Source organism: Legionella fallonii LLAP-10, from assembly GCF_000953135.1.
Classification (GTDB): Bacteria; Pseudomonadota; Gammaproteobacteria; order Legionellales; family Legionellaceae; genus Legionella; species Legionella fallonii.
In genome coordinates, this window is record NZ_LN614827.1 from 2,386,138 (window position 1) to 2,401,742 (window position 15,605).

A 15,605-nucleotide genomic window follows, 5' to 3' on the forward strand; every position below is an offset into this window, starting at 1 on the left:
TATTTATGCCTTGATATATAACTCTCCTTTTCTCATTAGGAAAAAAATTCAATAATCCAATATTGAACAATAAATAAACCCAGGGTACAATGATTGGTCATTTAAAACCGAGTATGCTTTTTATGAATCCAGATGTAGTCATTGTTGGGGCCGGTCCTGTAGGATTATTTACTGCTATTGAAATGATGTTACTCAATCCAACATTAAAGATAAAAATTATAGATCGTAATAAAGAATATACTCGTCATCACATTCTCAAATTAGAAGAAGAATCATTAATTAATTCAAATAGTTACAAAACATATGAGGAAGTAAGAAAACTCCATGGGTTTGTCCCAACCTCAGAAATTGAATCGACTTTTTTAAAAATTGCTCGAGAACTGAATGTAGAAATAGAAACAGGCGTAAAAGTTGAGGATAGTAAAGAGCTATTAAACCAATATCCTACCGCCCATACCATCATAGGTGCCGATGGTGCGCATAGTATCGTAAGAAGACAAATATTCGATGATAAAAAAATCGTGGATACTAATCTGCAATATATTGTTGAAATTAAATATCAGGCTAAAGGAGCGACTTCACGCCTACCTAATCTAGTTTATGGTCCTGCCTTAGGACAAGTTCCTCATCTCGTCTCAGAAAATGTGGGTAAAGAAAAAGAAGGTTCTACTCCAGTATCCTTATTTATATTTGTAGACGAAGAAACTTACAAAGAAATCAGAGAAACCCCAAATGCAAAACTGACTGATTTGTACCCCAAAACAAAATGCATGGAACAACTCATGAATACCATTAGGCCTTGGTTGTCATTAAGAAGGGCTGCTTTAAATGAAGAGATGGTGACAGACAGCGAAAAAATAAATGGTGTTGCTCTTAGCGTCTATCAAAGTGAATGTTTTGCTAAAGAATTGAATGGAAAGCGAGTTTATTTAGTTGGAGATGCCGCAGCAGCAGTTCCCTACTTCCGCGCCTTAAATGCGGGTCTTATCGCCGCAACTGTAACAGCACAAAAAATTGCTGCTGCGGGGGCAAACTCTCCTGATTTAGAATCACTGAATAAGCAACTAGCAGAATTAACCCAAGTTGAAATAAAAAAAGCTCATGACCAAAATAAAAAGGTTAATTTTGGTCGAGGGCTCAACTTTTTCCTTGCGAGTGCATCAAAAATAACAACTGGAGCATTACTAAATCCAAAATATGAAGAGGCCATGTTAAATGCTCGTGTTACACGCCCTCATATTTTTAGACGTAATCCACGTACAGTAATGATCTTTGGATTATTTTTGCTAATGGCAGCGCTCCTATTTACAGTTGCCCTAGCATCATTAGCTATGCCCCTGTGGCCTTCAACTTTATTAGCTTTAGCGGGAGCCACTGCAATTGTAGGTACCTGTATTCTTTTATTTAAATTAACCACTTTAATTATAGATATCATCAAAGATAAGAGTAATCCTATACAGCCCTTACCCGCATTCCCTTGGGAAAATGAGGATAAAGAAGAAGATTCCCTGCTTCCTTTAAGCAAACTCACATCTAATCCAAGTAAAAGTGAAACTCCGTCGCCTCAACAAGAACAAGACATTGCTCATTACCCTTCCCCATTAAAACAAAAGAGACCTGAACAAACTATATCAATGGAGCCCGGTTTAATGTCCTATTCTATTAATTAAGCTATGGATAACGACAACGTAGATCCATGCCCTTCTCCCCCCCAGGATAATCTCAGTAAGGTCTTTGCTTGTCTAGGAGTTTCTGTAGCCACTTATGGGTTGATACGTAAAGGAAACTACAAAGCGGCCCTGCTCTTATACCGTCATGGTGGTGGAGGGGTGAATTTTTACAAACAACAAGAAAATGGAGACCTTAAACGTATTTTTGCTCTTGATTATCATTCGTTTTGGGATGGGAAGCAAAATGTAACGAAACTCCACTATCATAGAGGAGCAAACTCGAGTCAAATGAAAAAACATCGTCCTTATCAAGGAGGATGGTAAGCACCAATTGATTTAACTTATTTTACACAAAAAGATCAAATAAATCCTTATTGATCATAAAATCAACACAATTTCTTTTTTCAATATACTCATTTTTTTAAGGATTATGCTTTATGCCTAATTTTTTTACAAGCCTTGCGCACGCAGGTGCCTCGACTATTCACGCATTAATAAAAGGCCCATCAAAGACTCCTAAAGAAATGTATGAGTCCCAAGAAACTCGTTTTCAAACCTTTCAAGGACTAATGAGTTCGCTGAGCTACCATTCCCAGCAACTTGAAGCCAGAAAGCAATATTGGTGCGCACAAACCTTTTTTTTGGCTCAATTAATAAAAGCCAATGAGCAAAAAATAGCTGGAATCATTGGTGCATCAGTTAATGTAGAAGATGAAGCTGGACTGCTTGAAACAATTAATAAACTCATCATCACCTTAGATAATGAACGCAATGTACAAAGATTTATTGAAGTTTTAACAGAAGATTGTCACAAAATTGAAACGACTCAGATAAAGCAAGTCGCTCCCCCTATTCCGGAGTCTGCTTCAGGCATACAGTATTATAATGGTGATGTAATTGAATTAATTCAAAATTTATCCGTTCAAGGCACACTAGTTGTGGTAGACAATGCTCCTAACTCTCATCGTGATGGCGCGGCAAAATACTCTGCTGGTTCTGTTGAGGAACTATTTTCTCGTTATACTGATTCAGCCTTAAAAATGGCACTTCATTTTGATGACGTGCATCAACGTAATTACCAAATCGGATATTACGCTTTTACAGAAAAACCAGAGGCTATTGATGTATTAGACTATCAAAAACGCTACCTGAAAATGGTATTGACAATTTGTAGCAATCTCATTCATAGAACAGAAGATTATCTTGAATCTGAAGATTTTTTAAATGATTTATTTACCTCTTTTCCTAATCAAAAAGATGAATCATTTAAATTACCTATTTATTTTGATATGCAAAATAATGTCTATGAAGTTCCAGTAGATGGCGGCTTTACCTCCGCACATTGGTTTGTCAATACCAAACAACTAAATACAGTAGAAGGGATTTTTCAGTTACTAAAAATTCCCGATGTGAGCAAGCCAATCAATGTAGTAAGTTATGCGGCACCTGATTTGCGTAAATTAGAAACATCGCCTTTAGATGCCCGCGCTACATCAAACAAAAGATTACAACGTCCTGCAGAAGAAGGTAATTTAGGATGCATGTTAGCAGCAGGGATTGCATTACAATGCCAACAAGCAATTCAACTAGCACAACACTATAAAGCACAAGGAATCAACCAACCAATAGCGGTGATATTTGTCATGCCTGGATGTGGTGCCTTTAATAATCCGGAGCGAAGCACCGCAGCTCATTTTATCAGCACTATCAAATATTTTTATCCTCAACTCGCAGAACATAACATTAGCTGCCATGTAGCAGAATTTAATCCCAAACTGTATAACCTATTAGTACAGAGTAATGACCTCTATGGATCCGAATTAGGACAACTCAATGAATTGATTAATCAACTAGTTGAACCTCTCCTTCGGCAAAAAGTAATTGCGGTAAGAGAAAAAATAGTTGCCCTCTACGAGCATGGTGAGTCTGCAGAACATCTAACGAAACAGCTTAGATTAACGATTGAACTATTAATGTCTCAACCGGGAGAAAAACGCAATCGAATAGTTACTGAATACGAGCAAAATGCCTTGAGCCTGCAAAAAAGTTCAGATAGTTTATGGAATGCATTAGCAGTAGCCATGATTGCCTTAGGGAGTCTCATCACCACTGTAGGTGTTGTTTTATGCGCTACTGGACTCGCTCTTCTCCCTGGGACAGGAGTAGCTGCTTGCGGCACAGCATTATTAGGGGTTGGCATCGGATTATTTGCCCAAAATAAACATAATGCGCTTATAAGAAAAACAACAGATTTGCTCGAAGAAATCGATAATACCCATCTATTGCCTTAAAGGCTTAACTAAATTAAAGAGACTTTAATGATTAATAGACCATTTGTATAACTAGCAGATTTTGCTTGAGTGCAAGAGGTCTATTTAGATATCAGTGAAGTAAGAGCATTATAAATAGAAAATTGAACATAAAACAAAAAGGATGTACAATAAGTTGTTTTAACTAAGCCTTATTTGAGAGAACTTAATGGCTAATATTAACATAGCTTTTTTGATGCTTAATAAAAACGGACCACTACTCCACTATAAAGAGCATAAGAGCTCCAATAGAGCAAATTCAAGCTCATCAACAGAGTCAGAGGGAACTTGTGAGGGTTTTAAGAACGTCGCCGGGGTTCTTAAATTAATGGCGGAAGAGCAAAAAAATTATCAGTTCTTTGTAATTTACGATGAAAATGATCCTGAGAAGGACAAACATTTTGAACTTGCTACTCAAGCAATAAGAAAAAGCCAAAAAAAAGATATCGATCTCAGTGTCATATCTATAAATAATAATGTGCCAAATTGTCCCCCCCCTTTATATCATTCTTACGTTGATGCCGAACTTTCAGAATGTCAAACTGATCAACAACGCATTGAACATATTGCTCGTGATACGTTTAATTCCATAAAGCGAGAATTGACTTTTGTGGAAGAGTTAAACAAGAAAAAGCTTCAATTTGAAAAACAACTATCATTAATCAAAGCCAAAGCTGAAAATTTAGATCAAAGAGGACATGACGCAGCCGCTAAAAAAGCTAATGAACTTCACCTACGTTTGACTGAATTATCTGACGGTTATTTCGAAAATCCATCTCGTGATAACTATGAGTATTTCAAAAAAGAAGCGCAAGAAGCTATAAATAACTCAAAATCAGAACTTCAAAATCATAGAGGATGGAATCATATTTTAGCTAATATTGGTCTTGCAATTCTAGGTTTTCTTGTTTTATACGTTGCCGCAGTCGCGATCAATCGAGGTTTCTTTTTCACTCAAACCCAATCAGAAAAACTAGTAGAAGACGTGGATCATCTAATTGATACAGATGAATATGAAGCAGATCTCTCTATCTTGGCTCCGAGACGATAGCGATTCTGCTCTATTCTTACCAACGTTTCACGGCTTGTGCTCAACTCGCCTGGGTGGAAATCCAATAGACTGAAACCCGGGTTTCACTTCGTTGCACCCAGGCTACAACAATGTCGTGATCTCAAATATCATTTAAACCTTAATATTTTGACCAATTTGACTAGACGCCATGTAAAAACCAATGCTTTCCCCAGCCCTTTCCTTGCAGTCAATGGAACCTGATTGGGTCAAAGAATAATTCATCTCCAAAGGGTTGCAGATCATGGCTCTTACCAATCGCGATCCCGCTCCTGGCATACCGGCGTGCATTACTTTTTTATTATCGACTAGCAGAATGTCCCCTTTTTCCCATAAGCAAGATGAATAATAAGCTCTTATCAATTGCGCTAGCTCTTTAATATCTTGCTTGGTAAAACAACTTCCCACACGTACATTATTATAAGAAGAGTCTTTGTTCTTCTTTATAGTAGCTTTCAACATATTAATTTTTGCACTTAAATTTTTAAATGCATTTTTAGGAGAATAAAATAGAGAGGCAAAAATCATATACGCATACTCCAAGATCTTCAACACAAATGTTGGCAATCTCCATACAAGTCGATGCCAAAACCATGTTTTTCCTGGATAATCATTCATAAAGCAACGTCGCATTTCTTCATTAAGACCAGTGATTTCAAATAAATTGATTTGCAATGATTTCTTTTTAGTTAATGGATGTTCAAAAATATTGGGTTTATACATGAGAACCAATTGCTCCTCCCCTTCGCCTACAACAGGAAGATCGAAGCGATTACAAATTTCTATTATGGTTTCCCTCGGTATTTGATAACGTTTCTCAACCTCAGAAACTAACCATTTAGATACAAAAAATGTATTGGATTCTAACTTATTCCTCAATCCTTCGCTCAACTGAGCATAGATTTTTTCCATGTTAATCAAACCAGTCTCACCACCAAGAAGTGAAGGTTGTAGACAACAAAAACAAATAAAACTAGGCACATCAGCACTATAATAGTTTTCACTATGAAAACCACCAAGATATAAAGTTCCCCCTGTCTTGTACACTGCATTGGTATGTAATACATACTTTAAATCACCGGCATGAATTCGTCCCTCCTCTGACATAAAGGCTTCACTAATTCCGTTCAATCCTTGGATTTTCAGCACCGTATTTTCAAAATCACTATCTGAAGTAACATCAAAACCTCTTAGCAAAACGGCACCATAGTTTGCTATATCTTCAATTACTTTTTGGGAATTGGCAGCAAGAAATTGGTATAAAAAATTAAGGTCTTTGGATTCTTTAGCCTCAATAACGCGTGGCATTTCATGTTCTTCGGAAGCCATTAATCTCTCTTCTCTACGAAGAAAACGAGTATTCACTCCGACATACTCTTTATCCATATTGAGACACTCCTCTAAATGTATTGTCTTTCAATAACCACTATAGCACATATAAAAAAAGAGAATAAAATCAAGTGACCTTGTTACTGGCATCGTTGATAAATTGCATAATTGCTACTTGTCAGCAAATAACAATAGTGTTGCCATAGGGGCTTAAATTCCGATGATTTTTGCATAAAGTTTAAATAATCAAACGAGCTCTTAAGCGAGTTTTTATGTGTATTAATGTCCACATAAACCAATTGTGGCCGATAGCGCTTAAAGTCTTCTATTATATAATGTCTCAGTTGCTGTTCTGCTATTAAGCACTCATTATCACACTGTTGAAGTGCGTATTGCTTATTTAATAGGCCGGGGAGCATCCATAAAGTAGGAAATCTCGAGCCGAGTTTAGAATCAGAATAATAAACAACAGGTAAAGTACGAGATAAGTCAGTGGAAAAAAAGAATATATATTGATTCTGAGCATACTTCCTAGCAATGTTTGTTAATTGTTGAAAACTACTGGAGGTATTTTTATAGTAAAAAAGCCTATTATAAAAATCGACGAAGTAAGGCAGCAAAGTAAGATAGAATTGAGAAACAATAATTGCTGTAAGAAATGCGGGATACCATTTATTTTTATCTTTATTGAGAACTAAATTATAAGCCAAAAGAGTTGCTAATAAGGAGTTCATAGTTATCAAAGGATAGGCATGATAAAACCATCCCTTGCCTTGAACAATAAAGGAAGACATAAACCCTAATATAATGACTATTAATAATAGCTCCATACGTCCTATACATTGTGATAACAGCAATGAGCCCAATATCAACAATACAGCATTAACGAGAGCATGATTGGTCAATAGATCAATGATATTGTTATGCTCAGGCACATAAAATTTTAAAACCCAAGGTAAAATAATAGAATAAAAATCAGGCAGTAAAACAGCGATGGAAATTAAATAAGCAACGAATATCGCCAAAATCACTTGAGCCTCTAGTCGGAATAGTGTTTTCCAACTACGCCGCCAATACATCAATAATAATTCGCAAAATACTAGACTAAATAAAAAATACGGCTTAATGGCAAAACCAAGTGCGGCCAAAACACTGATAGTAATCCTTAAAGTCGGCGTAAATTGGCGGTCAGAGGCGGACTGATAGAGCAAAAAATAATAAGGCATGGCCAAGATCAACATCAAATGCTCACGCTCACCAAAACAATAGGCCGATAAAATGAGCAAGCAAAAAGCTAAGGTAAGTAAGAGCCATAAGAAGCTCTTTTCACCATTGACTGTACCAGAGAATTGTAATGAATCACCAGGATTGAAGTTTACAGAGTTAATATGAAGCAGATAATGACAAATAGTTAAAGAATAGATGATAAAAATATAAATAATGAGTTTAAATAGCAAAACGTTGCTTAGGGAAAAGGTATTAGCTAACCAATTAATACCCATACTAAAATAATAAATTAATGGAGGATTACTCTCAAATAAATCGTGGACATAGTTACCGCCAGCCAATAACCGCTTTCCCCCTTCCAATAAAAACAGCATATCCCAATCCTGATATATATGGATTTGAATAAATACCGAAAGCACGAACAGTATAGCGAGGTAAATGACAAATGATTTTTGCCTCATTGAATAGCGATCCTGTTATATTCAATTAATGATTGACTATGAGCACCACCAATATAAATCACAAACAACTTTATAGCTCCACCTATTGTTAAGTTAATTGCTTAAAATTCAAGCACATAACTATTTTTTACAAAGATTGTATTATCTTTAAATCACCGCTATGTTAAATAAGGGGTTGACGATTTAATACTAGTTATATTTTGCAGAATAAACAACCTGCATAATGTCTGTAAAAAATAATGACTGGACTATATTGATACGATAAAATGATGGATTTTGAGTTTGTATCAAAATAGAAAGAATTCATTGTTATCATCAATTACAAGGGGTCGATGGAATGACAAGTACAGCAGAAATAATGGAGCTCACGGACTTAAATTCAGGTAATAAAAAGTCAAAAAAAATCAAAGACAATCTAGATCAAGTTTTTCTGACCCAGAAAGGACTTGACCAAATTAAAGAAAACTTGAATAGAATGGTCGATGCCATGGCCCATAATCCAAGTTATATCTCACGTGCAGCAGCTTTTTGGGGCGAACTTCCCTTATGGCAAAAAATTGTAGCCGGTGCTGTTCTGATTATTCCTATTTTTGCCATCGCCATGGTACTTCAATCCGCCATATTTCTTGCCCTCAGTATATTTACCCTCATCACTTATACAGCAAGCAGTCTTCTACTAGATAACCACCATAATCTTAATTTAAATCGTACAGAACATTTAAAAGCGGGTCTCACAAGCTTAGCAGATACCTTGGGCGTAATTATCATCTCTTTAGATAAATTGCGCGAACAATTAGCGGTTGAAATAGAACAGTTTCAGCTAGAAAATGAAAAATTAGCGATTAATGTCAAAGATTTAGGTGAGGAAATACAAGAACTGATTGAACAAAGAAAACTACTGCAAGAAACAGAACAAGCATTACGTCAAACCAATAAAGAACTGGAAAAAGTGGCGGACTCATTAAAAAAATCTCTCAAAGAACACACCGAACTGTTAGAACAAAGTGAAGCGCTGTTACACCAGGTACAAAAAGACTATAAGTTGGCCCAATCTGATTTGACAGACAAAATAAAGGAACTGAACCAAACCAGACAGGACATGGGAGAAAAAATTGAAACCTTAAGTGGTGTGGCCGATTCATTGCAGGGTTTGCTACAAACATTTACCGACCAACTCAAGTTGGATAAAACACAACAAGAAGCGTTTAGAAAAAAGATAAAAGAGATATTAAGTGATGAAACAAAAAGCCTTCTGATAATAGCCGAACGACTCAGCACGATTGAACTAAAGCTGTCAGCAGAAAAAGATGAATACAATCGACTTAATGAGCAATACAGGCAACTTATAGAGCGTAATGAAACCCAGGTAGGTCGTCTAGAACGGACTGGACCAACCAATCCCCAGCAAGAACAAGTCAGTCAGGCTGTAGCATTGAAAAATGTTGGATTTTATGCGGTGAATACACAGCATCATGAGGTAACAACACCACATCAAGATAGCCGATTAGCAGCCCACCATTAAAGGAGAAATACCATCATTTACAAGCAATCATCTTGAACTTTTGTTCTAGACAGTTGCTACTCAACGGTTAATCCTATGTTGGCTGGTTTAGCCTGGTTGCGTGTAGAGCACAGGTGAGCTCTTAATGGTGTTAGCTTAAGGGGAAGGAAGCCCGGATTGACGAAATCTCCAAGATTGAGGCTACACTCCCAGAGGACGCTGCACAAATGCAGGCTATGTTATAAAAACTTAAGTTAACACCATGAACCAAACGGACTACATCGCTTCTATCAATAGTAGATAAATAGATACGTAATTATTTAAGAATATTTTTTGAAGAAAGAACGTCTTGTATATTAGGCTCTGCTTCGCCCAAATCATCACCTTGCTTATGCGTTATATCCTCTTCCTCGCCTGGCTTAGTAGGTTGTTTTTTTAATATCTCTCTAGATGTTTCGAGAAAAGACCATACTTTTGTGCGCTTAGGTTGCTTTGCTTTCATTTATTAGCTACTCCTTTAATAAACTCTCATTTTATCATAACACAGAAAGTTGATCAAAATAAGATCAAAACTACATGTTAGTATATTGTACATCTTTGCCTTTATTCAGCTCTTTAATTATTCGAAAAGAAAATTCTTTATTAATCAATGGAGCAAAATATTCACTGGTTGTAGGAGTTGGCTTATCAAAATATAAAGGCTCATTCGGCTTTGCCTTAGGATTAATATTTTCCTTTTTAATCCATTTTTGCATCATTTCCTCATCATAAACAATAATTTCTTTCTTTTTCATATCAATTGAGGCAAACATGGTTAACTCTCTTGTGGGACTATTATTATCGTACATAGCCACACTAATATTGCTAGAACCTATTAACTCATTTTGATTCAATGATTTCATCATTTCCCCTGGAACCGCTTGATGTGATCCCAAGAGACCTTCAGTATGTTCGAATCTCTTCGTCGACTCGCCCCGACCAAATGCCCATTGAACAGAAGAAGAAACTTCTGTAGAGATCGCAGTAATGACCACTGTTCCATAGCGTTGATTGGCCTCTCTAAGTTCATCAGGCTTTAATTTGGTCTGATCATGTAGAAAATGAGGATACTTATTACCGGCTTCGTTGCCTTTCTTTGCGATATGTTGCATTACTCTCTCTTTAACCAACAAAGCTTCTTCGTAGGTATATTGCGAATATTTTTGCGGATCTAATTCTGGTTTTTGCAAAAAGGGTTTCAATCTATCGGCATTATGATGAACTAATTGATTCCACTCAATGCCAATAGGTTCTCGTTTTTTTATAGTAGCTGCAGTATTTTTAAGACAAGTACCTTTCCCTGAGGCAACTCCTCCAGTAGTGAAAATCGCCATACTCTCTTCTTTTGCAACATAATCCAAAGGCTGTAATTTACCTGCATGGCATAATTGATCGATAGCTTCACTAACTACGGGTTCAATCATATCACGTGCTCTATTAGCATAAATCAAGGCCATGCCTCGCTGAACACAGATGCTTTTAAGCACTTCTTGATTTGTACTCCAAGGTTCTTTTGTTGCAATTTCATTATAAAACGACTTTAGAGCTTCCTGCTCCTTAGAAGAGAGATCATAAACTCCATCTAATTTGCCATTTATCAAATCATCAATGAAGATATCAACTTGTGTTAAAGCGTGTTGATATATAGTGCGACAATCCTGAACAATATTACTACGAGCCAATTGTGCCTGTACCATAGTAAAAGCGTGTCCAAAAGTATCTGCGTCATCGTCCACATTTTTATCCAATTTTATTCCTGCTTGCAATTGAGCAAGGATTTCATGTTCCACCATCCTTTCTGGGAGCAAACATACTAAATTCCTAACGAACTCCTTGGGATAAGCGATAACACACTGTTTCAATAAATCGATACCGAATTGATCCTGGCCTGAGAATGAAGAGGTTAATACAGTAAAGTCAACTGGACTAACTTTTTCTTGCAAATTTATTCTTGCTTTTAAGTCTGCTGTTAGGACAAAGAATCGTTGATCATATGACATTGCATGCCTCGTCTATGGTTTATTTTTAAACTAATAGTTCAATTAATGATGAGTGTCAAATGAGGGGTTTATTTTCTTGTCATGAATACTCAATTTTCCAATGAGTGACGATTTAAAAATAAAACTATATTTGCTTTTTTAAGAAGAGCCTTATCGGCAAGATGGTGGACGATACTGTGCAGGTAAAGTTCCTCTAGTACAATCCCAAGTTAAGCCCCCTACTTGCAAAGTAGGAACTAGAATAATAGAGCCGTTACCCGCACTAGCAGTATAATTGACAGTAATAACACCCAAATTCCCCATTACAATAGAAGAAACATTAGGCGTTGCGGCAGGAGAGGTATATTGAGTATCAGCAGCAGTTGCTGGGAGTTGATTATTGATCATAGTATATTCATTAACCGCCAACTGCGCCCCTGATGCTAAATCCAGACCGTCACTGACACGAACCCTGATGGTATAATTCTGGTATGCGGGTATTGCGATTGCAATCAGAATTCCTATGATAGTAATAGTGATCAAAATTTCGATTAAGGTAAAACCTCTGTCATACATAAACATTCCCGGCGGGTATATAGTCTAAAACCTGCATATAAGGTGCCAATTTTTATATAAATTGCCAATTGCTGAATAAATAAAAACCGCTCTTAGAGCGGTTTTTATTTATTTTTAAGAAATATTATCTACAGCTAGCCGGAGCATATTTAGGTAACTCCGTTCCAACTTTACAGACCCAAGTCACATCTCCGTTAGTGGTAAGGGTCGGTGTTAAAGTAATTGTTCCACCACCAGCGGCTGCACTATAAGTGATGGTGATTACAGCAAGACCATCGTTAGAAATTGCAATTGAGGCAACGTTGGGAGTCGCTGCGGGAGTAGTATAGCCTGTTGCTGTTTGCGTAGCAGGTAAAGCATTATTCGTCATAGTCGTTTCTGAAACGGCTAATTGGGCTGACGAGGCCATTTGCAACCCTTCTGTCACACGCGCTCTAATCGTGTAGTCTTGGTAAGCTGGAATAGCAATAGCGGCTAAAATACCAATAATTGCCACAACTATCATTAATTCAATTAACGTAAAACCCTTTTGTCTCATGACTTTCTCCTAAAATTTATTATGATATTAAGCAAGCAAGGACAATGCCATCATAAAAGACATTGGTATAATCTACCAATTTATCTAAATTAATTCCGCGAAATGAAACATTTTCTGCAAAAAACAAGGATAATAGGCAGGAAATAAATTAATTCCTAAAGTTTTAAGTGTGCATTTTGGTTCGTTTATTAAAAGTCTCCATGCATTAAAACGACCAAAACATGACATTTATTGTCACATTTTGACAATAAGAATTCTAATTATGACAAATTTCTGTGAAATTAAGTATAATTTGTCTATAAACTCAGTAATAGAGGTACATATGTCACGTAAAGAACGCATAGAACAACAGTTATTAGAAGAACTTACTCCCACTTTTTTAAATGTTGAAGATGAATCAAACAATCACCATGTACCTGAAGGAGCTCAAACTCACTTTAAAGTGATTGCAGTTTCTGCCAAATTTAAAGATTTAAGCCGTGTAGCCCGACATAGATTAGTAAATCATTTGCTCAACAATGAATTTGCGTTAGGTTTACATGCTCTAAGCTTGCATTTATATACTTCTGAAGAGTGGCTCAATAAAAATAAATCGGTATTACAATCTCCAAGCTGTAAAGACGGTTATAAAAATAGACTCAATTAAAAACATCATGAGTATCAAGACCATCTAAAAATAACCAAAATAGGCCTAATAACGCGACAAAAATAACGTAATCAAAAGATAGAGTTACAGATATTTAAGACAGTAAAAAACAAAATACCTTCTGTAATAAAATAAATCTTTCTCAATACTCAAGTTTCTGTATAATGTATATCTTTTTAACAAGTCGAAAAGTCAATGAAAACAATTTCTGCTGAAAAAATATCGGTATTTGCATTAGTATTGCTTATCACAGGGGCAATAGATAGCATCAGAAATTTGCCGGGTACTGCTTTATTTGGTTCGACACTTATTTTCTTTTTCATTTTTTCGGCAATTATTTTCTTAATTCCGGTAGCGCTTGTTTCTGCAGAACTATCCTCAACTTGGTCAGAAGAAGAAGGGGGTATTTACAGCTGGGTAAAACATGCTTTTGGTGAAAATGTCGCGTTCTTCACCATTTGGTTACAGTGGATAAATACCTTAGTCTGGTATCCAACTATTTTATCCTTTATCGCTGGAACCATCGCTTTTCTAATTAATCCGGAATTGGCGCAAAATAAATATTACCTGATTGCGGTGATCCTCACTATTTTCTGGAGCTTAACCCTTGTCGGTGCCTCTGGCTTACGCACTTCCGCTGCTTTCGCAGGATTCTGTGCCATAGTAGGAATGATAATTCCTATGGGATTCATTATTTTCCTGGCATTTATTTGGTTAATTAAAGGCAATCCCATTGCCATTGATCTCAGTCTACCTCATCTATTGCCTCAGTGGAAAGACGGCCAATCTTGGGTTTCATTAACCGCTATTATGACCTCATTTCTAGGAATGGAATTAGCTGCGGTTCATGTTCGTAATGTGAAAGATCCTCAAAAAAACTTTCCTAAAGCAATGTTTTTTTCAGTCTTACTCATTTTATTTACTATGATTTTCGGCTCTTTAGCTATAGCTTTTGTTCTGCCCAAAGAAAAAATTAGCTTAGTCGATGGCGTCATGAGAGCCTTCAATAATTTTTTCCAAGCCTACCATCTTAATTGGCTAATGCCTATTTTAGTACTCTTACTGCTTTTAGGTAGCCTAGGTTCTATGATTAACTGGATTATTTCACCTGCCAAAGGCCTTTTAATGGCGGCCAATCATAATTTCTTACCACAATCCTTGTGCAAAATAAACAAACACGGTGTAGCATCTCGTATTCTAATTCTACAAGCGGTGTTAGTTACCTTCTTATGCAGCGGTTTCCTTTTATTTCCCAGTGTTAATGCCATTTATTGGTTATTTACTGATTTAAGTACCGAACTATACATGATGATGTATGTATTGATGTTTATTGCTGCCTGGCATTTGAAAAGTAAATTTGCTCATTTAGAACGCCCTTTTGCAATACCAGGCGGTAAAGCAGGATATTACCTAATTTGCATCCTAGGATTATTAGGCTGTGCTATTACTTTAGTGGTTGGATTTATTCCTCCTGAGCAAACTATGGATGTAGGTGGTGCCAGACATTTCCGCCTGATTTTCTCCTTAGGTATAGCCGCTATGTTGTTGCCCGCTCTCTTAATCTATTTATTACGCAGAAAATACCTCGTTAAATAAATCATTGTAACCTGGAGCACACAATAAAAAACCGCCTGTAGGCGGTTTTTTATTTACTCCAAGTATATTATCTGCAGCTAGCCGGAGCATATTTAGGTAACTCTGTTCCAACCTTACAGACCCAAGTCACATCTCCGTTAGTAGTAAGGGTGGGGGTTAGGGTAATTGTCCCACCACCAGCCGTGGCTGTATAAGTGATAGTGATTACAGCAAGACCATCATTTGATACTGCAATTGAGGCAACGTTGGGGGTCGCTGCGGGAGTAGTATAGCCTGTTGCTGTTTGCGTAGCAGGTAAGGCATTATTCGTCATAGTCGTTTCTGAAACGGCTAATTGGGCTGATGAAGCCATTTGCAGCCCTTCTGTCACGCGCGCTCTAATCGTGTAGTCTTGATAAGCTGGAATAGCAATAGCGGCTAAAATACCAATAATTGCCACAACTATCATTAATTCAATTAACGTAAAACCCTTTTGTCTCATGACTTTCTCCTCGAATTTATTATTATTAGAGCAAGCAAAGACAATACCACATTTGATAACCTTAAATACTATATTCTCAATAATTTATACGCCCAAACCAGCGCAACATTGATACCGCTCAGGTAATCAAGGCCACACCGCTATTAAAATTGAAAATACATGACATTTAATGCCACATTGTGAC

14 protein-coding genes are annotated in these 15,605 nt (G+C 36.7%); 7 read left to right on the top strand and 7 right to left on the bottom strand.

The window, feature by feature from the left end:
* Positions 1-122: 122 nt before the first annotated feature.
* The 4 genes from LFA_RS09605 (at position 123) to LFA_RS18875 (ending at position 5,030) form a co-directional block, all read left to right on the top strand.
* Entirely contained in the window at positions 123-1,670 is a 1,548-nt protein-coding gene (locus LFA_RS09605) for an FAD-dependent monooxygenase family protein (RefSeq protein ID WP_157010333.1), read from the top strand.
* A gap of 3 nt (positions 1,671-1,673) precedes the next feature.
* Complete coding sequence (locus LFA_RS09610; RefSeq protein WP_045095997.1) at positions 1,674-1,994, top strand: hypothetical protein; 321 nt, start codon at positions 1,674-1,676, stop codon at positions 1,992-1,994.
* Between the two features lie 113 nt (positions 1,995-2,107).
* The gene (locus LFA_RS09615) at positions 2,108-3,961 is read left to right on the top strand and encodes a hypothetical protein (RefSeq protein WP_052673928.1); all 1,854 of its coding nucleotides are present in this window, start codon (positions 2,108-2,110) and stop codon (positions 3,959-3,961) included.
* Positions 3,962-4,148: 187 nt separating this feature from the next.
* Positions 4,149-5,030: a hypothetical protein gene (locus tag LFA_RS18875; protein WP_052673929.1), complete on the top strand. Its 882-nt coding sequence runs from the start codon at positions 4,149-4,151 to the stop codon at positions 5,028-5,030.
* 132 nt (positions 5,031-5,162) lie between these two features.
* Here the strand turns inward: LFA_RS18875 and LFA_RS09625 are convergent, their stop codons facing one another.
* A complete protein-coding gene (locus LFA_RS09625; RefSeq protein ID WP_045095998.1) occupies positions 5,163-6,434 on the bottom strand; it encodes a TauD/TfdA family dioxygenase in 1,272 nt (423 codons plus the stop codon).
* Positions 6,435-6,517: 83 nt separating this feature from the next.
* Positions 6,518-7,978 (bottom strand): hypothetical protein, encoded by a 1,461-nt coding sequence (locus tag LFA_RS09630; protein WP_045095999.1) that lies wholly within the window; start codon positions 7,976-7,978, stop codon positions 6,518-6,520.
* Between the two features lie 424 nt (positions 7,979-8,402).
* Here LFA_RS09630 and LFA_RS09635 point away from each other — a divergent pair, with 424 nt between their 5' ends.
* On the top strand, positions 8,403-9,587 hold the full coding sequence (locus tag LFA_RS09635) for a LegC2/C7 family Dot/Icm T4SS effector (RefSeq protein WP_052673930.1): 1,185 nt from the start codon (positions 8,403-8,405) through the stop codon (positions 9,585-9,587).
* 295 nt (positions 9,588-9,882) lie between these two features.
* Here the strand turns inward: LFA_RS09635 and LFA_RS09640 are convergent, their stop codons facing one another.
* The 4 genes from LFA_RS09640 to LFA_RS09655 all read right to left on the bottom strand — a co-directional run bounded on the left by LFA_RS09640 (position 9,883) and on the right by LFA_RS09655 (position 12,698).
* Positions 9,883-10,068 carry a hypothetical protein gene (locus LFA_RS09640; protein ID WP_045096000.1) on the bottom strand — a complete coding sequence of 62 codons (186 nt, stop codon included), beginning with the start codon at positions 10,066-10,068 and terminating at the stop codon, positions 9,883-9,885.
* Positions 10,069-10,138: 70 nt separating this feature from the next.
* Positions 10,139-11,605, bottom strand: a complete 1,467-nt coding sequence (locus LFA_RS09645; protein WP_045096001.1) for a hypothetical protein — start codon at positions 11,603-11,605, stop codon at positions 10,139-10,141.
* Between the two features lie 150 nt (positions 11,606-11,755).
* Entirely contained in the window at positions 11,756-12,160 is a 405-nt protein-coding gene (locus LFA_RS09650) for a pilin (RefSeq protein WP_045096002.1), read from the bottom strand.
* Positions 12,161-12,284: 124 nt separating this feature from the next.
* Positions 12,285-12,698, bottom strand: a complete 414-nt coding sequence (locus LFA_RS09655) for a pilin (protein ID WP_045096003.1) — start codon at positions 12,696-12,698, stop codon at positions 12,285-12,287.
* 322 nt (positions 12,699-13,020) lie between these two features.
* Here LFA_RS09655 and LFA_RS09660 point away from each other — a divergent pair, with 322 nt between their 5' ends.
* Positions 13,021-13,344, top strand: a complete 324-nt coding sequence (locus tag LFA_RS09660) for a BolA family protein (RefSeq protein ID WP_045096004.1) — start codon at positions 13,021-13,023, stop codon at positions 13,342-13,344.
* A gap of 195 nt (positions 13,345-13,539) precedes the next feature.
* Positions 13,540-14,940: an APC family permease gene (locus LFA_RS09665; RefSeq protein ID WP_045096005.1), complete on the top strand. Its 1,401-nt coding sequence runs from the start codon at positions 13,540-13,542 to the stop codon at positions 14,938-14,940.
* Between the two features lie 67 nt (positions 14,941-15,007).
* Here the strand turns inward: LFA_RS09665 and LFA_RS09670 are convergent, their stop codons facing one another.
* On the bottom strand, positions 15,008-15,421 hold the full coding sequence (locus tag LFA_RS09670; protein ID WP_045096006.1) for a pilin: 414 nt from the start codon (positions 15,419-15,421) through the stop codon (positions 15,008-15,010).
* Between the last annotated feature and the right edge of the window lie 184 nt (positions 15,422-15,605).